This window comes from Brevibacterium atlanticum (genome assembly GCF_011617245.1).
GTDB lineage: Bacteria > Actinomycetota > Actinomycetes > Actinomycetales > Brevibacteriaceae > Brevibacterium > Brevibacterium atlanticum.
This window is the reverse complement of sequence record NZ_CP050152.1, coordinates 3,523,892-3,541,267: the sequence shown is the minus strand read 5'-3', so window position 1 is coordinate 3,541,267 and position 17,376 is coordinate 3,523,892. Positions and strand designations below refer to the sequence as shown.

At 66.4% G+C, this 17,376-nt stretch carries 16 protein-coding genes; 12 read left to right on the top strand and 4 right to left on the bottom strand.

The window, feature by feature from the left end; translation table 11 throughout:
- Positions 1-25 precede the first annotated feature (25 nt).
- Together mgrA and GUY23_RS15785 are read right to left on the bottom strand one after the other, a co-directional pair.
- Positions 26-1,066, bottom strand: a complete 1,041-nt coding sequence (mgrA, locus tag GUY23_RS15790; protein ID WP_166974021.1) for an L-glyceraldehyde 3-phosphate reductase — start codon at positions 1,064-1,066, stop codon at positions 26-28.
- A 56-nt stretch (positions 1,067-1,122) separates the two neighbouring features.
- Entirely contained in the window at positions 1,123-1,785 is a 663-nt protein-coding gene (locus GUY23_RS15785; protein WP_166974018.1) for a VOC family protein, read from the bottom strand.
- Between the two features lie 117 nt (positions 1,786-1,902).
- On the opposite strand from GUY23_RS15785, the gene GUY23_RS15780 reads away from it, so the two are divergent.
- From GUY23_RS15780 to GUY23_RS15745, 8 genes are all read left to right on the top strand, one after another.
- Positions 1,903-3,303 (top strand): GntP family permease, encoded by a 1,401-nt coding sequence (locus GUY23_RS15780; protein WP_166974016.1) that lies wholly within the window; start codon positions 1,903-1,905, stop codon positions 3,301-3,303.
- 404 nt (positions 3,304-3,707) lie between these two features.
- Positions 3,708-4,886 carry a Cmx/CmrA family chloramphenicol efflux MFS transporter gene (locus GUY23_RS15775; RefSeq protein ID WP_166974013.1) on the top strand — a complete coding sequence of 393 codons (1,179 nt, stop codon included), beginning with the start codon at positions 3,708-3,710 and terminating at the stop codon, positions 4,884-4,886.
- A gap of 16 nt (positions 4,887-4,902) precedes the next feature.
- The gene (locus GUY23_RS15770) at positions 4,903-5,343 is read left to right on the top strand and encodes a putative immunity protein (RefSeq protein ID WP_166974011.1); all 441 of its coding nucleotides are present in this window, start codon (positions 4,903-4,905) and stop codon (positions 5,341-5,343) included.
- A gap of 376 nt (positions 5,344-5,719) precedes the next feature.
- Positions 5,720-6,514, top strand: coding sequence for a GntR family transcriptional regulator (locus tag GUY23_RS15765; RefSeq protein WP_166974008.1), 795 nt, complete (start codon positions 5,720-5,722; stop codon positions 6,512-6,514).
- On the top strand, positions 6,511-7,716 hold the full coding sequence (locus GUY23_RS15760) for an anhydro-N-acetylmuramic acid kinase (RefSeq protein ID WP_166974006.1): 1,206 nt from the start codon (positions 6,511-6,513) through the stop codon (positions 7,714-7,716). The genes GUY23_RS15765 and GUY23_RS15760 overlap by 4 nt, the downstream gene beginning before the upstream one ends.
- A gap of 73 nt (positions 7,717-7,789) precedes the next feature.
- Positions 7,790-9,301 (top strand): sodium:solute symporter, encoded by a 1,512-nt coding sequence (locus tag GUY23_RS15755; protein WP_166974003.1) that lies wholly within the window; start codon positions 7,790-7,792, stop codon positions 9,299-9,301.
- Positions 9,298-10,338, top strand: coding sequence for an N-acetylmuramic acid 6-phosphate etherase (gene murQ / locus GUY23_RS15750; protein ID WP_228282447.1), 1,041 nt, complete (start codon positions 9,298-9,300; stop codon positions 10,336-10,338). Before GUY23_RS15755 ends, murQ begins: the two co-directional genes overlap by 4 nt.
- On the top strand, positions 10,244-11,287 hold the full coding sequence (locus tag GUY23_RS15745) for a BadF/BadG/BcrA/BcrD ATPase family protein (protein WP_166974001.1): 1,044 nt from the start codon (positions 10,244-10,246) through the stop codon (positions 11,285-11,287). The genes murQ and GUY23_RS15745 overlap by 95 nt, the downstream gene beginning before the upstream one ends.
- A 9-nt stretch (positions 11,288-11,296) precedes the next feature.
- Here the strand turns inward: GUY23_RS15745 and GUY23_RS15740 are convergent, their stop codons facing one another.
- The gene (locus tag GUY23_RS15740; RefSeq protein WP_208085381.1) at positions 11,297-11,800 is read right to left on the bottom strand and encodes a GNAT family N-acetyltransferase; all 504 of its coding nucleotides are present in this window, start codon (positions 11,798-11,800) and stop codon (positions 11,297-11,299) included.
- 127 nt (positions 11,801-11,927) lie between these two features.
- Between GUY23_RS15740 and GUY23_RS15735 the strand changes: the two genes are divergently transcribed.
- The 4 genes from GUY23_RS15735 (at position 11,928) to GUY23_RS15720 (ending at position 15,969) form a co-directional block, all read left to right on the top strand.
- Entirely contained in the window at positions 11,928-13,631 is a 1,704-nt protein-coding gene (locus GUY23_RS15735; protein WP_208085380.1) for a glycosyltransferase family protein, read from the top strand.
- Between the two features lie 128 nt (positions 13,632-13,759).
- A complete protein-coding gene (locus tag GUY23_RS15730; RefSeq protein WP_166973998.1) occupies positions 13,760-15,070 on the top strand; it encodes an FAD-dependent oxidoreductase in 1,311 nt (436 codons plus the stop codon).
- A gap of 67 nt (positions 15,071-15,137) precedes the next feature.
- The gene (locus GUY23_RS15725; protein WP_166973996.1) at positions 15,138-15,653 is read left to right on the top strand and encodes a GNAT family N-acetyltransferase; all 516 of its coding nucleotides are present in this window, start codon (positions 15,138-15,140) and stop codon (positions 15,651-15,653) included.
- A 64-nt stretch (positions 15,654-15,717) separates the two neighbouring features.
- Complete coding sequence (locus GUY23_RS15720; RefSeq protein ID WP_166973994.1) at positions 15,718-15,969, top strand: PspC domain-containing protein; 252 nt, start codon at positions 15,718-15,720, stop codon at positions 15,967-15,969.
- An 86-nt stretch (positions 15,970-16,055) separates the two neighbouring features.
- Here GUY23_RS15720 and GUY23_RS15715 read toward each other — a convergent pair whose 3' ends face one another.
- The gene (locus GUY23_RS15715; RefSeq protein WP_166973991.1) at positions 16,056-17,246 is read right to left on the bottom strand and encodes an epoxide hydrolase family protein; all 1,191 of its coding nucleotides are present in this window, start codon (positions 17,244-17,246) and stop codon (positions 16,056-16,058) included.
- Positions 17,247-17,376 lie beyond the last annotated feature (130 nt).

Sequence of the window (17,376 nt, the reverse complement as noted above, 5' to 3'; positions counted from 1 at the left end):
CTGGCAGGGCCGGGGTCGGCCGGACTCACTCCGCGGTGCTGCGGCGGGCGTCTCCCCAGATGTCGACGCCGGAGTCGACGGCGAATTCGTCGATGGCGCGCAGCTCCTCGTCGCTGAACTCAGCCGTGTCGAGCGCCGCGACATTGTGCTCGAGCTGGCTTAACCGGCTGGCCCCGATGACCAGCGAGGACACCCGAGAGTCACGCAGTGCCCAGGCCAGGGCCATCTGCGCCAGCGACTGCCCGCGGGCGGAAGCGATGTCGTTGAGTCCGCGGATGCGGGCGAGGTTGTCCTCGGAGAGGAACCCGTCCTTGAACGAGGGCGTGGCCTTGCCGGCACGTGAGTCCTCGGGCACTCCGCGGAGGTACTTGTCGGTGAGCAGGCCCTGCGCGAGCGGGGAGAAGCAGATGACGCCCAGGCCCTCGTCACTCGTCGTGTCGAGGAGTCCATCGTCCTCGATCCACCGGTTGACCATCGAGTACGAGGGCTGATGGATGAGCAGCGAAGTGCCGAGATCGCGAGCGATCTGAGAGGCGCGAGCGGTGTCCGCAGCAGAGTAGGAGGAGATACCCGCGTACAGTGCGCGACCCGATCGGACTGCGGTGTCGAGGGCGCCGATGGTCTCTTCGAGCGGGGTCGTGGCATCGGGGCGATGGGAGTAGAAGATGTCGACATAGTCGAGGCCGAGTCGGCGCAAAGACGCGTCGAGGCTGGCCAACAGGTACTTGCGGCTGCCTCCGGGACCGCCGTAGGGGCCGGGGTGCATGACCCAGCCGGCCTTCGTCGAGATGATGAGCTCATCGCGGTAGGGTGCGAGGTCCTCGCGCAGCAGGCGACCGAAGTTCGTCTCGGCCGAGCCCGGAGGAGGACCGTAGTTGTTCGCCAGATCGAAATGCGTGATGCCGAGGTCGAATGCCCGTCGGACGATGTCGCGCTGATTCTGGAAGGCGACATCATCGCCGAAGTTGTGCCACAGCCCCAGTGACAGGGCGGGCAGGGCGAGCCCGGAGCGTCCGACCGGGCGGTAGGTCATCGAATCGTAGCGGTTCTCCGCGGCCTGGTACACGCATTCTCCTGAGCTGAGTGGAAGAGGTCGTGTCCCAGCTTACGGGCGCACGTGCGCTACTGGCGAGCGGCGAGCGTGCACACGCACGCGCGGTTGCCATCGGCATCGGCGAGCACGGTGAACGAGGGCGCTTCCTCCTCATCGACGATTGTGCCGCCGGCATCGACCGCGGCTTGGATCCGCTTTGAGGCGACGGCCGCCGGCACGGAGATGTCAACGTGCAGGCGCTGATGAGGCACCTCGTGCTCCTCGCATTCCTGGAACCACAGCAGCGGGACCTGCCCGGACGGATCGACGACATCGGGGCCGGAGGCGTTGCCCGCATCGCCGGTGAGCAGTGCCGCCCAGAACGGAGCGATCGCATCCTGGTGCGCTGTGTCGAGTCCGAGTTCGAGGACGACCGGTGCATCGGGGTCCGCCTTCACCCCCGCCGAGGCGGCCGCCTCGCTGATCTGTCCCGCGAGGTCGAGATCGCGTTCGGTCACGGCTCCGGTGTCGTGGCTGGTCAGGCGGATATCGAGGTGAGGAAAAGTGAGCGTGACATCGGGATGGTGGCCGGCCGCCTCGGCGCGGGATCCGATCTCAGCCACGAGATCGAGGCCGGTCGCGAAGTCCCCGGTGAGGAACCGGGCCTTGATGCAGTCCGGCAACCCCTGCCAGTCGCCGAGCCCGTGGGAATCGAGTGCGTCGAGCAGCTTCTGTCCGGTATATGCAGTCATGGACCCATGCTAGGGACTCAAGTGTCCGGAGTGAACCCCTCCGGGTCTCTGCCGTGAACCACTCTGTAGGGAACCCCTCTGTCCGACCCGTGCGGCAGGGGGCGTAACGTTGCCCCAGTGTTTGGCTCAACCGCATACCTCGTGACGCTCCTCTTCGCGTCGATCGCGCTGCTCATCCTCCTCATCAACTGGAAGACGAAGCTGCATCCCTTCCTGGCGCTGCTCATCACCGCCGGGCTGACCGCGCTGGCGGCCGGTGAGGAGATCGGCAAGATCCCCGAGACCCTCATCGCGGGAGCAGGTGACACCCTCGGCGAGACCGGTGTCGTCGTCGCTCTCGGCGCGATGCTCGGTCGTCTGCTCGCCGACAGTGGAGCCATCCAGCGGATCGCGAACCTCGTCATCGACCACTCCACACCGAGAGCTGCGCCGTGGATCATGACCGGCGTGGCCTTCATCATCGGCATCCCGATGTTCTTCGAGGTCGGCCTCGTCGTCCTCATCCCCGTCATCTACGCGGTCGCCTCGCAGCTGGAGGAGAAGACCGGGCAGAAGAAGCTGTGGTACCTGCGCATCCTCGTGCCCGCGATCGCCGCGCTCGCCTGCCTCCACGGCATGGTCCCACCGCATCCCGGCCCGCTCATCGCGGTCTCCGGGCTGGGCGCGAACGTCGGGCTGACCATCGGGCTCGGGCTCGTCTGCGCGATCCCCACGGTCATCCTCGCCGGCCCCGTCTACGCGCGTTGGATCGCCCCGCGGGTGAAGCTCGAACCGAGCGATGACCTCATCGACCAGTACACCGGACAGCGCACTGCCAGCCACAAGACAGGGGTGGCCGATCGTCCCCTGCGCACGATCCCCATCTGGCTCGCCTTCCTCACCGTCCTCGTGCCCGTCGTGCTCATGCTCGTGCATACTGTCGTGCAGCTCGTGGCCCCGGATTCGTCGTTCGAACCCGTCGCCGAGGTGCTCGGCAACCCGGTCATCGCGATGCTCGCCGGAGTCGTCTTCGCCGCCATCGCACTCGGCTGGACCTCGGGCATGGGCGGGGAGCGGATCCGCAGCTCCTTCGGTGAGAGCCTCAAGTCCATCGCCGGAGTCATCCTCATCATCGGCGGCGGCGGAGCCTTCAACGAGGTGCTGGGGGACTCGGGCATCGGCGATGCGGTCGTCGGCGCGACCTCGCATCTGGAGATGAACCTTGTGCTGCTCGGATGGTTCATCGGCATCCTGCTGTCGTTTGCGACCGGTTCGGCGACGGTGGGCATCACCTCGGCGACCGGCATCGTCGCCCCGCTCATCGGCGATCACTCGGCCGCGTACGTCTCTCTCGTCGTCATCGCGATCGGCTCGGGCTCGATCGGACTCAACTGGGTCAACCATGCAGGATTCTGGTTCGTCAAGGAGAGCTTCGGCATGACGCTGGGCCAAGCGACGAAGACGCACATGATGGTCCAGACCCTCGTCAGCGTCTTCGGCCTCATCTTCGCGTTCCTGCTCTCACTCTTCTTCATCTGAGTTCCGTCGATCAAGCCGTAGCGCGGATTCGGAGTCGTCGACCTTTCTGTACGTGCGCTGCGCCTTGATCGAGGCGTGCCGCACGGCTTGCTGTCCGTCGATCAAGCGGCAGCGCGTCTGTGGAGTCGTCGACGCCTCCATGGATGCGCTGCGCCTTGAGCGAGAGGTGCCGAGCGGGGAGTTGTTCGGAGGTCGCGAGGTCGGTGTCGGGCACCGGACTCTGTAGACTCGTCACCATGTCGAGTCCCGAGTCAGACAGGTCAGGGGCTGCCGGCCACGCCGCCAGCCCCGTTCATCGATAGACGCACAACTCACCAACGGTGTTGGTGCGATCCACACCTGTACGAGCGTTGGCCGTGGTGGCCAGAAGAGCCCACTTCTGTTCTCTCACCTCGGAGTATTCGATGCCTTCTGCCCTCTACATGCTTGCCTTGGCGATCTTTGTCATGGGCACCTCAGAATTCATGCTCGCGGGCCTGCTTCCCGCAATCGCCACAGAGCTTGATGTCCCACTCAGTACCGCCGGCCTACTGACCTCGACTTTTGCAATCGGGATGGTCATCGGCGCCCCGCTCATGGCCGCTTTCGCCCGTCGTTGGCCGCCACGAATCACCCTGACGACCAGCGTTCTCATTTTCGCTGGAAGCCACGCCGTCGGAGCCCTCACCCAAAGTTTTACGCTCCTGCTCGTCATCCGCGTCCTCAGCGCCTTCGCGAACGCAGGGTTCCTCGCCGTCGCGCTGAGCACGGCGACGGCACTCGTGCCATCGAACCTCAAGGGCCGTGCGCTCTCAATCCTGCTCTCCGGCACAACCCTCGCCACCATCGCGGGTGTTCCACTCGGAGCGCTGCTCGGAACGTCGGCGGGCTGGAGGGCGACCTTCTGGGCGATCGTCGTCCTCAGTGCGATCGCCGCAGTCGGCATCGTCAGTGGCATCAACCCGGGTCACGTGATGACCGGAACAGTCGAAGATGACGAACTCTCTCCCCGTCTCGGTACTGAACTCAAGCAGTTGGCGGCACCGCAGGTGGCGCTGACGATGATGGTGGGTGCCCTCATCAACGGAGGCACTTTTGCCGTATTGACCTACCTGGCGCCGATCGTCACAGAGTCGGCGGGGCTGTCCGAGGTCTGGGTTTCAGCGGCATTGGTCATGTTCGGCCTCGGGTCCTTCCTCGGCGTGACGATGGCCGGGCGACTGTCCGATCGTCGGCCCGGACTCGTTCTCGCTCTCGGGATGCCGTCTCTGTTGGCTGGGTGGATTCTGCTGATCCTGTTCGCGTCGGAGCACGGTCTGCTCTTTATGCTCATCCTCGTGCAGGGTGTCCTCACGTTCGGGGTGGGCAGCACTCTCATCGCCCGGGTGCTGCATGCAGCCTCGGCGGCGCCGACGATGGGTGGGTCCTACGCGACTGCCGCGCTGAACCTCGGAGCTGCTGCAGGGCCGATACTCGGAGGACTCGGACTGACAGCCAGTTCGGGGGTGCTCGCTCCTGTCGGGGTCTCAGCGATGCTGACGATGGTCGCTCTCATCGTCACGCTCGCGTCTTGGCGATTCCTTGTTCGACCCTCGGGTCGATGACGTAGCGTGAGGAGGTATGACGAAGTCCTCGCTTTCAGCCCCTGATGTCGAGGACCTGACTCTGTCCGAAGGTGACCGCCGAGAACTCATTGAGTGGGCAGAACGGTGTCTCCGCCGTCTTCTGCCGATCTTCGCCCGGCATCGCCCGACGGACGATCGACTCGAACGCGCACTGAACGCGATCTCCGAATTCCGGTCAGGTGACCTGGCAGTCGGGCCGATGCGGAAGCGGGCCTTCTCATGTCATGATGCCGCGCGTGACTGCGAAGATCCGGCAGCCTCGGCGGTGGCGCGAGCCTGCGGCCAGGCGATCGCGATCGCTCACATGGGCGGACATGCCCGCAACATCGCCCGCTATACCCGCAAGGCGCTGTCCGGCGAGGCGCTCACGCACGAACTGGACTGGCAGCGTTCGCGCTTGCCTGCACGTTTCGAAGCCTACGTCTACCCGGAATGAACCTCAGTGCCCGAAAGGAGGCATGCGCGGGTGACGTTCGAGCTTGGCTTTCGTCGATCAGATGACGGTTTCGGACGGCTGCTCTGCGTCGATCAAGCGGCAGCGCAGATGTGGACTCGTCGACCACTCCACAACTGCGCCCGGCCTTGATCGAGAGGGGCAGGCGGCGTGCTGTTCTTCGTTCAAGCGGCAGCGCGTCTGTGGAGTCGTCGACCGCTCGATGACTGCGCTGCGCCTTGATCGAGGAGAGTAGTTCGCTGATCGAGAGGTGTGAGCCGCTGATCGGGAGGGGACGAGCAGCGGGGGAGTCCGACGCCAAGATGCAAAATAGACCAGTGGTCTTGAAATTGAGTGTGTCGTGTGCCTCAATGGTGTCGTGACGAAATTCCACTCCATCCGCGATCAGCTCCTCGACCGCCTCGAAGGCATGGCCGCCGGCGAGCAGTTCCCGCCCGAACGGCAGCTCGCCGAGACTCTCGGCATCTCGCGGATGACCCTGCGTCGAGCGATCGACGAACTCGTCGCCAAAGGCATGGTCCGCAGACGGCACGGCACCGGAGTCTTCGCCCTCGGCCCGAAGCTCGACCAGCCGCTCGCCGCCAGTTCTTTCACCGAAGACATGGTCGCCCGCGGAATGCGCCCCGGCTCCCACATCCTCAGCTTCGACACCGTCGCCGCCGGTGCGCACATCGGCAGGCGGCTCCACCTCGCCGAGAGCGACGACGTCATCGCCATCCTGCGTCTCCGTCTGGCCGATGACGAACCGATCGCCCTCGAAGAACTCCACATCCCCTCCGCACTCGTCCCCGGGCTGAGCGCCGGTGACCTAGAGGACCAGTCCTTCTACGAACTGCTTCGGCAGGGCTTCGGCATCAGTCTCAGCCACAGCGTCCAGACGATCGAGCCGACCCTCCTCGACGCCGCCGAAGCCAACCACCTCGGCGTCCCCGAACACTCTCCGGCCCTGCTGTTCGAACGCACCTCCCGAGGCACCGACGACGTGCCCTTCGAGTTCGTGCGCTCCGTCTACCGCGGCGACCGCTACAAGATCCGCACTGAACTCACCGTCCCCGACCGCGTCATTCCCGCTGATTCCGTCCCCGCCCCCGCCAGCACCACCCCCGGCCCCGACTGCACCACCCCCGCCCCCACCGGAGGAGACCAGCCATGATCATCGCCGGACTCATGACCGGAACCTCGGCGGACGGGCTCGACCTCGTCCTCGCCGAGTTCCTCCCCGACCCCACCGTCGGCTCCGACCTCGTCGGCGCGGACCCGACGACCCTGACCGTGCGCGTCCTCGCCGAGCGCGAAACCTCCTTCGACGAGGGACTCCACGCCGACATCCTCCGCCTCCTCGAACCCGCCGACATGCCCCTGTCCCTGGTCAGCAGCGTTGACGGGCGCCTCGGTCGATTCTCCGCCGAGGCGCTCGCCGAGCTCTGCCGGGACACCGCCGTCACCCCCGACCTCGTCGTCTCCCACGGGCAGACCGTCCGTCACGACATCACCGACGGGCAGGTCACCGCGACCCTGCAGCTCGGCCAGCCTGCCTTCATCGCCGAGGCGCTCGGTACACCAGTCCTCTCCGACGTCCGCTCCCGCGACGTCGCCGCCGGCGGTCAGGGCGCCCCGCTCGTCGGCCTCCTCGACAGCCTCCTCCTCGGCGACGTCGAGACCCCGACCGCGGTGCTCAACCTCGGCGGGATCGCGAACATCACCGTCATCACTCCGGGCCAGGATCCCATCGCCTTCGACACGGGGCCGGCCAACGCCCTGATCGACATCCTCGCTCGCCGCATCACCGGAGGGGCAGGCACCTGCGACCGCGACGGTGCGCTCGCCGCCGAGGGGCGAGTCGATCATGACCTGCTCGCCGCGCTCCTCACCGAGCCCTACTACCGGCAGGAACCGCCGAAGTCGACGGGCAAGGAGCTCTTCCACGCGGCGTACCTCGACGAATTCCTCGACGCCCACCCCCACCTCGGCGAGCATGATCAGATCGCTACGGTCACGGCGCTGACCGCGCGGACCATCGCCGAGGCGGCCTGTCGTTACGACGTCACCACCGTCATCGCCTCCGGAGGTGGCACCCGCAATCCCGAACTCATGCGCCGCCTCGGCGAAGAGCTGGGCGAGAACGTCGAGCTGACGAGCACCGATGCTGCTCTCGGCCTGCCCGAAGGAAGCAAGGAGGCACTGCTCATGGCGCTCATCGGTTGGCTGAGCTGGCACGGGCTCGACGGCACCGAACCGAGCCTGACCGGGGCGGCCGGCCCGCGCATCGCCGGACGCTTCACCCCCGGTGCGACTCCGCTGCACCTGCCCGAACCCCTCCATCGACGACCCACCCGGCTGCGGCTGGCCGACTAGACCGACCCCAAGCCGGACCCAGACCGATCCCCACACTCGACCCTTCTATCAAGCCTCTGACAAGGAGAGACACATGCAGATCATCGACCTCCTGGTGATCATCGCCTATCTCGTCGCAACGGCGTGGCTGGGACTGGCGCTGAGCGGAAAGCAGAAGAACCTCAAAGGCTACTTCCTCGGCGGTCGCGACCTGCCGTGGTGGGCGGTGTGCCTGTCAGTCGTCGCCACCGAGACGAGCGCACTGACCGTCATCGGCATCCCCGTGATGAGCTACCTCGGCGACCTCAACTACCTGCAGCTGGGACTGGGCTACATCCTCGGCCGCGTCATCGTCGCCTACTTCATGCTCCCGCGCTACTACGATGGCGAGATGGTCACCGCGTACGCCTACCTGGGCAAACGCTTCGGCTCATCGACGCAGACCACGGCCGGGGTGACGTTCCTCTTCACCCGTCTGCTCGCCGACGGCATCCGCGTCCTCGCCTGCGCCATCCCGGTCAAGGTCATCCTCGACGGACTCGGCATCCACACGAACTACTTCGTCATCATCGTCGTCCTCTCCCTGGTCACGATCGCCTACACGTTCATCGGCGGCATCAAGGCCGTGGTCTGGGTCGATGTCGCCCAGATGCTCCTCTACGTCCTCGGCGGCATCCTCGCGATCATCATCATCTCCGCCTCGATCGGCGGCGGCTGGCTCGCCGAGGCGGTCGAGGCCGGGAAGACGAACATCTTCGTCTTCGAGGGCAACCCGATCTCCGCAGACGCTTCGTTCATCCCCTCCGTCCTCGGCGGCGCGGTCTTCGCGATGGCCTCGCACGGCTCCGACCAGCTCATCGTCCAGCGGCTGCTGTCGTGCCGGTCGAAGCTCGAGGCGCAGAAGGCGCTCATCTGGTCCGGCATCGTCGTGGTCGTCCAGTTCGCGATCTTCCTCGCCGTGGGCCTCGCCCTCTGGGCCTACTACGATCACGCCCTGCCGGCGGACCTGGGGCTGACCCGCGATGACGAGATCTTCCCGAAGTTCATCATCGAAGGTCTGCCCACCGGCATCTCGGGACTGCTGCTGGCCGGCATCCTCGCCGCCGCGATGTCGACCCTGTCCTCGTCGCTGTCGGCGCTGTCGTCCTCGACGGTCAACGACGTGTACAACAAGCTCAAGCGCACCCCGATGACCGACGAACAGGGGTTCAGAGTCGGCCGCTGGGCGACGATCGGCTGGGGCATCGCCTTCATCCTCCCGGCGACCGTCTTCCAATCCGACGAGGGCAGCATCGTCATCCTCGCCCTCGGCATCGCCGGCATCACGTACGGCGGGCTGCTCGGCGCCTTCGTCTTCGGCATCGTCAACAAGCGCGCGAACGCCATGGATGCGAACATCGGCTTCGCACTGGCCGTGGCCGTCAACGCGTTCTTCTTCGTCATGGAGAAGTACGTGACCGGCGAGGTGTGGGTGGCCTGGCAGTGGTACCCGCTGCTCGGCGTCATCGTCACCTTCATCGTCGGCGGGCTGCTCGCCCTGCGCCATCCCGCGCCCGCATCGACCGATGCCCCCGTCGCCGAGGTGGAAGGAAGCGGCCGCGCATGACCGGATCCGACCCGGCGGGCCCAGCGTCGCAGGCCTCACGTCCGCTGTCGCCGACCGAGCAGCGCAATCCGCGCAGCGCCGGTCTCGACGAGCTCGACACCCTCGGCGTCCTCCGGGTCCTCAACACCGAGGACCATACGGTCATCGACGCGGTCGCCGCGGCCCTGCCGCAGCTCGCCCGCCTCGTCGACATTGCGGCAGAGCGTATGCGCCGAGGCGGCCGCGTCCACTACTTCGGTGCGGGCACCTCGGGTCGCCTCGGTGTCCTCGACGCCAGCGAGCTGCTGCCGACGTTCAACCTCGAACCCGGCCGGGTCGTCGGGCACATCGCCGGCGGACAGGCCGCGCTCGTCAACGCCGTCGAGAACGCCGAGGACTCCGAAGCCGACGGACGCGCAGCCGGGGCCGAGCTCGGACCCGACGATGTGGCCATCGGCATCGCCGCCAGCGGCTCGACCCCGTTTGTCGGCGGGGCGCTCGAGACGGCGCGGACGGCCGGTGCTCATGCCGTGCTCATCTCGAACAACCCGCACGCCCCCGTCGCCGTGCACGCCGATGATCACATCCTGCTCGACACCGGCCCCGAGGTCATCACCGGCTCGACCAGGCTCAAGGCGGGCACCGCGCAGAAGCTCGCCCTCAACGGGTTCTCGACCGCACTCATGGTCGCCTTGGGCCGGACCTGGGACAACCTCATGGTCTCCGTCGTCGCCACGAACGAGAAGCTGCGCGAGCGCACCGTGCGCATCCTCAGGGAGGCCGCGGACCTCGACGACGTAGACGCCAGGGAACTGCTCGAGCGCTGCGACGGTGATCTCAAGACAGCGCTCGTCGTCTCCTTCGCCGAGGTGGCCCCCGCCCGGGCGCGTCGAGCCTGGAGTCCCATGACGGCTCGGTTCGGGCCGCGATCGCCGAACTCACCGGCCCGGGCCCCGTGGGCGCATGAGTCTCGTCCTCGGCATCGACATCGGCGGCACCGGCAGTCGGGCCGCCCTCGGCGAAATGACCTCCGACCCGTCCGCCCGTGTCGGCCATGACTCTCGCAGCGACGCTGGTGCCGCCGCGGCCGGCCCCGGTCCCAGCCCGCGCATCATCGACCGGCTCACCGGACCCCGCATCGCGATCGGGCCGAGCGGCAGCAATGTCCTCCACGTTCTGCGGGTACTCGTGCGATCGGCCGCGGAGACGTGGGCCGATCGTTTCTCCGAGGTCACCGGCATCGGCATCGGAGCGACCGGCATCGCGTCGCTGGCCGAGGATCCCTCGGATGCGCTCGCAGACATCTCCAGCGACTTCGGGGTGCCGGCGGTCGCCGCGATCGATGCCGTGACCGCGCACCTCGGAGCCCTCGGCGGGACCGGCGGAGCGATCACCGTGCTCGGCACCGGAGCCATCGCCGTCGCCCACGCAGGTCCGGACGAGACGGGAATGTGGTCGCCCGACTGGTCACGTGCCGACGGGTGGGGGCATCTCTTCGGCGACCGCGGGGGAGGAGCATGGCTGGGACGTCACGGGCTCGAACTCGCCCTGCGCACCCATGACGGACTCGATGAGCACGGGCGTGCACTGCTCGAGGCGGCCACCCGCCGTTTCGGGCCTCCCGCCTCCTGGCCCGGACAGTTCTACACCCGGGGTGATCGGGCCGGACTGCTCGCCGAATTCGCCGCCGACATCGCCGACTCTGCCCGCACCGGTGACACTGCCTCGGCCGGACTGCTCAGACAGGCCGGACAGGAAGCTGCCCGCAGTGCAGTCGCCGCAGCCCGGACAGCCGACGCCGATGCGACGGTGCGCATCGCACTCACCGGGGGAGTGACGGCTGTCGGGAGCCACCTCGTGGAAGGGTTCCGTACTGAAACCGCCCGCCTGCACCCGCACGTCACCATCGTCGAGCCCGTCGGCGGACCGCTCGAGGGGGCACTCACGCTCGGCCACCTCGGCGCGGGTGGGAGGCTCACTCCGCAGGTTCGGGTCGTCTGGGTGTGACGGCCGCGCCTACGCAGTCGGCGGTCGCACCATTCTCAGCTCGCGGACCCCGTCGTAGTCATCGGTCTTGACGGTGCCGTCGGCGACGAAGCCGTTCTTGACGTAGAACGCCTGGGCACGGGGATTCGGGTCGGCCACCCACAGCGCCGTCGTCAGGTAGGGATCGACGACGGCGTCGAGGAGATCCTGGCCGGCACCGGTGCCGTGCATCGACCGGTAGGCGTAGAGGATGTAGAGGTGGCGGTCCTCGACGCCGCTGTCGGCCTCCGGGGGACCGGCCATGGCGATGCCGACGATACGGCCGTCGGATTCGGCGACGGCACAGGCATAGCGGTGCGGGTCGGCCTCCGTGAGGACATTCGTCCACAGCTGCCGACGGTGATCGACGAAATCGGGGTCGTCGAGGAGTGCGTCGGGCATGAGTCCGCGGTAGGTCTCCTGCCACGTGTCGACGTGGACTCGTGCCATGGCCGCGGCATCGTCGGGGACGGGAGTGCGGATGGTATGGGCCATAACAGGAGGCTACCGGACGGCACATGCTGTCGGACGACTCCTCTGACTGGGAGTCGGCACGAAATATTCATCTGACCTGCACCTGCACACAAACCAGCGGCCAGCCTCGGCGCGCAGGATCGACAGAGTGAGAGCCAACCGCCAGTCTGCTGCCGAACCAGTTCCCGCCGAGGAACCACGTCCTCGACAGACTTCCGCCGATCTCGAACTGCCGATGGGACCGCGCTCTCCCGCGTACCGGTTCTTCGAGGCGCTGCCGGCGATCATCAGCTTCACCGCCGTCGGCCTCGTCTTCGTCCTTCCGTTCATCGATGCGATGGTCGGTGCAGTCTATGTTCTCTCGATCGTCGGCCTGATGTTCGCCCGAGCCATGCTCGGGGCGATCGACGTGACCCGCGGGTTCCTCCGCTATCGGCGTGCTGCCCGGGTGGACTGGGCCGCCCGCCTGACCGATCTCGAGCGGGCTATGGATGGGCGCCCCTCCTTGGCGCATCCGCGAGGGGGATTCCGTGCTGCCGAGCATAAGGTGCTCGTCGAGCAGATCACCGGCGACCCGGGGTCGATCATGCGGCCCTCGTCCCTATTCCATGCCGTCGTCGTTGCTGCCTACAACGAGCCTTATCCGGTCATCGCCGACACGATCCGTACGCTGCTGCACACCTCGACGTCACCGGATCGGCTGCTCGTCTTCTTCGCGTTCGAGGAACGCGGCGGACCGGCCATGGCCGAGACCGCTCGCCGTCTGGACGCCGAATATGGGCATCGTTTCGGGGCATTCGTCCTCGTCGAACATCCGGCGTCGCTGCCCGATGAGATCGCCGGCAAGGGCGCGAACATCACCTACGCCGGACACCGCCTGGCCGAATGGGTCCGCGAGCGGGCCATCGACCCTCATCGGGTGATCGTCACGAGCCTCGACTGCGACAACATCCCGCACGAGTCCTACTTCGACTGTGTCGCCTACGAATATGCGATCGCCCCGGACCGAGAGCGTCTGTCCTTCCAGCCGATCAGCCTCTACATCACGAACATCTGGGACGTGCCGGCGCCGTCACGGGTGGTGGCCAGCGCGAACTGCTTCTGGAACCTCACCACCACGGTTCGCCGGCTCGCTCTGCGCAACTTCGCCTCACATGCCCAGCCGCTCACTGCGCTGGTGGAGATGGGGTTCTGGTCGAAGCGGACCATCGTCGAGGACGGTCACCAGTACTGGCGCAGCTGGTTCCATTTCAACGGCGACTACCGGGTTGTTCCCATTCACGTTCCGATCTTCCAGGACGCGGTGCAGGCGGGAACGTTCACGGCCACGATGGTCGCCCAGTTCAGACAGCTCAGCCGCTGGTCCTATGGAGCCTCGGACGTGCCCTACGTCGGGGTGCGCGTGTTCGCCACGGATGCGCGGTCGCCGTTCTGGCCGGGCGTCCTCCGGTTCCTCTCACTGCTCGAAGGCCATGTCAGCCTCGCCTCGATCTCGATCATCATCGCCATCGGCGGTTGGATCCCCTTCGTCGTGGCCTCCCAGACGGGACAGGCCACCTCGGTGGTGGACCGGATGCCGATGACCGTGGGCATCGTGCAGCAGTTCGGCATGATCGGACTCGTCGTCTCCGTCCTCGTGTTCAATGCGCTGCTGCCGCCACGGCCGGTCCACGTTCCGCGTGAACGCCGCGTGACGATGTGGCTGCAGTGGCTGCTCTATCCGCTCACTCTGCTGGTGTTCAACTCCTCGACGGCGCTGTATTCGCAGTGGTGTCTGCTCACCGGCCGTTACCGCGAACGCTTCGACGTCACGGAGAAGACGGCGGGAGGGATGCCGCGGACCGGAGCATGAATGCCGGCGCTTCCGGCCGCATCTGACCCCATGTCCGACGTCCCACTCTCCTCGCCTCACACCGACTGTTCACCGCGAGGGTTAGGCTGGTGAGTGAGTCCTTCGAGTCGCGAACCGAGGAGAGTGTCATGGCCGACACCGAGCACGTTGACTGCATCATCGCCGGAGGCGGTCCGGCCGGAGTCGTCGCCGGGCTGCTGCTCGCACGGGGAGGAGTGCGGGTCATCGTCCTTGAGAAGCACGCGGACTTCTTCCGCGACTTCCGCGGCGATACCGTCCACCCGTCGACGCTGCGGCTGCTCGACGAACTCGGCCTCTACCACCGGTTCGCTCGCATCGCGCATCGCCAGGTGACCAACATCAGCCTCACAGACCGGTCCGGGAAGGAATTCATCCTCGGCGACCTCTCGAGGCTGAATGCTCCCCATCCCTTCATGACCATCGCTCCGCAGTGGGACTTCCTCAATCTGCTCGCAGAGGCGGGCAACGACGAACCGGGCTTCGAACTGCGGATGGGTGCCGAGATGAACTCCCTGATCTGGGAGGACGAGAGGGTCGTCGGGGTGAGAGTGCAGGGGCCGGACGGGGCGGGTCCGCGAGCCGCGGAGGGTCCGCAGTCCGCGCACGGTCCTCGGCCGGCCTACGAGCTGCGCGCCCCGCTCGTCATCGCCGCCGACGGGCGGTGGTCGATCGCCAGGGAAGAGGCGGGCCTGCCCGTGCGCGAACTCCACTCGGGGATCGACGTGTGGTGGTTCCGCATCGACACCGAGGCGGTGCTTCCCGATTCCGTCGCCCCACGATCCGATGGCAGGAACGTCTTCGTCGCGATTCCGCGGGACGGGCACGTGCAGATGGCCCGGCTCATTCCCAAGGGCGCTGACGAACGGTTTCGGGCCGAGGGCATCGAGGCGCTGCGCGATGCTGTGGCCGCCACTTTCCCGGCCCTCGCCGACGACGTCGGAGCGATCGACTTCGACGACGTCAGACTCCTCGACGTGCGCCGCAGCGAAGCGCCGAGGTGGTTCGTCCCCGGTCTGCTCTGCATCGGCGATGCGGTGCATGCGATGAGTCCGCTCGGTGGAGTCGGCGTCAATCTCGCGGTCCAAGACGGTGTGGCGACGGCCCGAATCCTCGCCGAATCACTGCGCGCCGGCACGGTGAGTACGAGGCAGCTGCGCCGGGTGCAGCGTCGTCGACTGCTGACGACGAAGGCCGTCGAAGTGCTGCAGGCCGGGATCCACCGCATGATCGAACCCGTGGTCCGAGACGGCGGCGACATCCGACCGCCTGCGGCAGTGGAATGGCTTCTCAAGACGTTCCCGGCACTCACGGTCGTCCCCGCGCGGATTCTCGGAATGGGCATCACCCCTGAGCACGCTCCCGACTTCGCCCGCCGTCCGGAACGTTCACAATCCGACCTCATCGATCAGCGACAATGAAAGGGATCGACCGCCGACGACACCGGGCCGATGACTCCGACCCGATGACACCAGTGGGAAGGAACCCATGACTGCCGAGCTGCTCCTGCGCGCACCGAACCGCGACGACGAGGCGATCCTGCGTCAGTTCCATGAGCAGCTGCGGGCCGAGGACTTCAGTTTCCTCCTCGCCGAGGGTTCGTGGGACGACATCCTCTCAATGATCGCCCGCGAGGCACGCGGAGTCGACCTTCCGCCGGGCCGAGTGCGGGCCGATTTCCTCATCGCCGAGGTGTCCGGACGGCCCGTCGGACGCACATCCATCCGTTACGAACTCAATGATTTCCTGTTCGAGTTCGGCGGGCACGTCGGCTACGCGGTCGCTCCGGAATTCCGGCGCCGAGGTTACGCCCGACAGATCCTCGCCCGCTCGGTCGAGCGCCTGCGAGCAGCGGGTGTGACGGACGTGCTCGTCACCTGCGACGAGACGAACACCGCGTCGGCGCGCGTGATCGAGCAGTGCGGCGGTGTGCTCGATGACGTCCGCGAGGTCGGTGACGGCCCGGCCAAACGCCGGTACTGGATCGGCGAGGATTCCGGATAACCTCAGGGCAGTCGATGGCCATCACCCCTGTCGGCGGACACCGGGGCCGAGTACCGTCGAAGACATGAACTCACTATTCGACTCCATTCGCAAACTCGGTTTCCGTCGCGGTCCCGACCGCATCCTCGGTGGCATCGCCGGCGGCCTCGCCGAGGTGACCGGCGTCAACGTCTGGCTGATGCGCCTGCTCGTCCTCATCTCATTCGCCCTGCCGGTCCTCGGCGTCGGCGCCTATGCCGTCGCCTGGATCCTCACCCCGTGGCAGGACGGATCGATCCCGCTCCAGCGCCTCTTCGGCGGTCAGCTCGAACGCTGAACGTCCTCCACTGTGGCCGGGCCTCCGCTGGTGTATGACGTCGACCGACTCATCCACAAGCGTGATCGTGCAAGCTCCAGTCCGGTTCAGAGAGGAGCTGTGAAGAAGGCAGTTCTCAGCTCGGTGACGAACGTGTCAGGCACTTCCAACATGGGGAAGTGACCACCGCGGTCGAGGACATTCCAGTGGCGCAAGTCGGTGAACCGCCGTTCGACCCAAGAACGAGGGAGCTTGCGCAGTTCCTTGGGAAAGACGGAGACCGCAGAAGGTAAGTCGACCGGCGTCGTCATGTCCAGACCAGGACTGAACTCGGCTTCGCCGTTGATATTCTCCCAATACAGTCGAGCAGAGGAAGCACCTGACGCGCTGAACCAATACAGCGCGACGTTGTCGAGCAGTCGCTGGCGTGACACGGCGTTCTCCGGGTGTCCGTCACAGTCGGCGGCGTCGTGGAACTTCTCAATGATCCAACTGATCAGTGCGACCGGTGAGTCGACGAGTCCATAGCCGATGGTCTGTGGTCTGGTGGATTGGATTGCCGCGTAACCCATTCCACTCCGCCGGAACTGCTCTTCGTGATCCAACCAGGCACGTTCCGTGTTGGTGAGTTGGTCGTCATCGAATCCATCCGGTCGGGAGGCATGCGGAACTGTGGTGTGCATCATCGCGACCTTCTCAGGATGGCGGATGGCCAACGTAATGGTGACCATGGCGCCCCAGTCTCCGCCCTGCGCGAGGAAGCGTTCATAACCGAGCCGAGCCATGAGCTCTGCCCAAGCATCGGCGATTCTTCGCAGGCCCCAACCAGTTCTGCTGGGCTTTTCCGAGAAGCCGAAACCCGGGAGCGACGGCAGCACAACGTGGAAGGCGGGCTCGTCGTCGGGTGGATTCACCAGCCCGTCGATCACGTCGAGGGCCTCGACGACCGACCCGGGCCAACCATGTGTGATCAGCAACGGGCGCGCGTCTGCACGAGATGACCTGATGTGCAGAAAATGGATGTCCAATCCGTCGACCTCGGTGTGCCACAGGCCGTACGCGTTGAGTTCGCGTTCCAGGCGGCGCCAGTCATGGTCGTACAGCCAGGAATGGATCAGTTGGCGAACATAGTCGAGCGGAATGCCCTGCTCCCATTCCTCGCCGTCTCCGGTTACGGTTTCGTGTTCGGCCAACCGGGTGCGACGTAGACGTTCGTGCAGGTCATCGATGGTCGCGGCTGACAAGTGAAGAGTGTACGGCACGATCTCAGTGCTCGGTGTGCGTTGATCGTTGGTCATTGTGAGACTCCTTTCGGGAGGTCGGTCGGTGACGTAACGTCCCCGAGTTGCCCGATCCCACGTTTCCGAGCGGATCCAGCCAAGCGTGACAACCTCCACTCGACACATGCGGTCTCCGGGCGTGGCTACC

What these genes read in the sequence shown, in the direction of transcription:
- GUY23_RS15785 (WP_166974018.1), bottom strand. Translation starts at nt 1,785, where the DNA reads ATGACTGCATATACCGGACAGAAGCTGCTCGACGCACTCGATTCCCAC.
- GUY23_RS15775 (WP_166974013.1), top strand. Translation starts at nt 3,708, where the DNA reads ATGCCTTCTGCCCTCTACATGCTTGCCTTGGCGATCTTTGTCATGGGC.
- GUY23_RS15770 (WP_166974011.1), top strand. Translation starts at nt 4,903, where the DNA reads ATGACGAAGTCCTCGCTTTCAGCCCCTGATGTCGAGGACCTGACTCTG.
- GUY23_RS15760 (WP_166974006.1), top strand. Translation starts at nt 6,511, where the DNA reads ATGATCATCGCCGGACTCATGACCGGAACCTCGGCGGACGGGCTCGAC.
- GUY23_RS15755 (WP_166974003.1), top strand. Translation starts at nt 7,790, where the DNA reads ATGCAGATCATCGACCTCCTGGTGATCATCGCCTATCTCGTCGCAACG.
- murQ (WP_228282447.1), top strand. Translation starts at nt 9,298, where the DNA reads ATGACCGGATCCGACCCGGCGGGCCCAGCGTCGCAGGCCTCACGTCCG.
- GUY23_RS15745 (WP_166974001.1), top strand. Translation starts at nt 10,244, where the DNA reads ATGAGTCTCGTCCTCGGCATCGACATCGGCGGCACCGGCAGTCGGGCC.
- GUY23_RS15740 (WP_208085381.1), bottom strand. Translation starts at nt 11,800, where the DNA reads ATGGCCCATACCATCCGCACTCCCGTCCCCGACGATGCCGCGGCCATG.
- GUY23_RS15730 (WP_166973998.1), top strand. Translation starts at nt 13,760, where the DNA reads ATGGCCGACACCGAGCACGTTGACTGCATCATCGCCGGAGGCGGTCCG.
- GUY23_RS15725 (WP_166973996.1), top strand. Translation starts at nt 15,138, where the DNA reads ATGACTGCCGAGCTGCTCCTGCGCGCACCGAACCGCGACGACGAGGCG.
- GUY23_RS15720 (WP_166973994.1), top strand. Translation starts at nt 15,718, where the DNA reads ATGAACTCACTATTCGACTCCATTCGCAAACTCGGTTTCCGTCGCGGT.
- GUY23_RS15715 (WP_166973991.1), bottom strand. Translation starts at nt 17,246, where the DNA reads ATGACCAACGATCAACGCACACCGAGCACTGAGATCGTGCCGTACACT.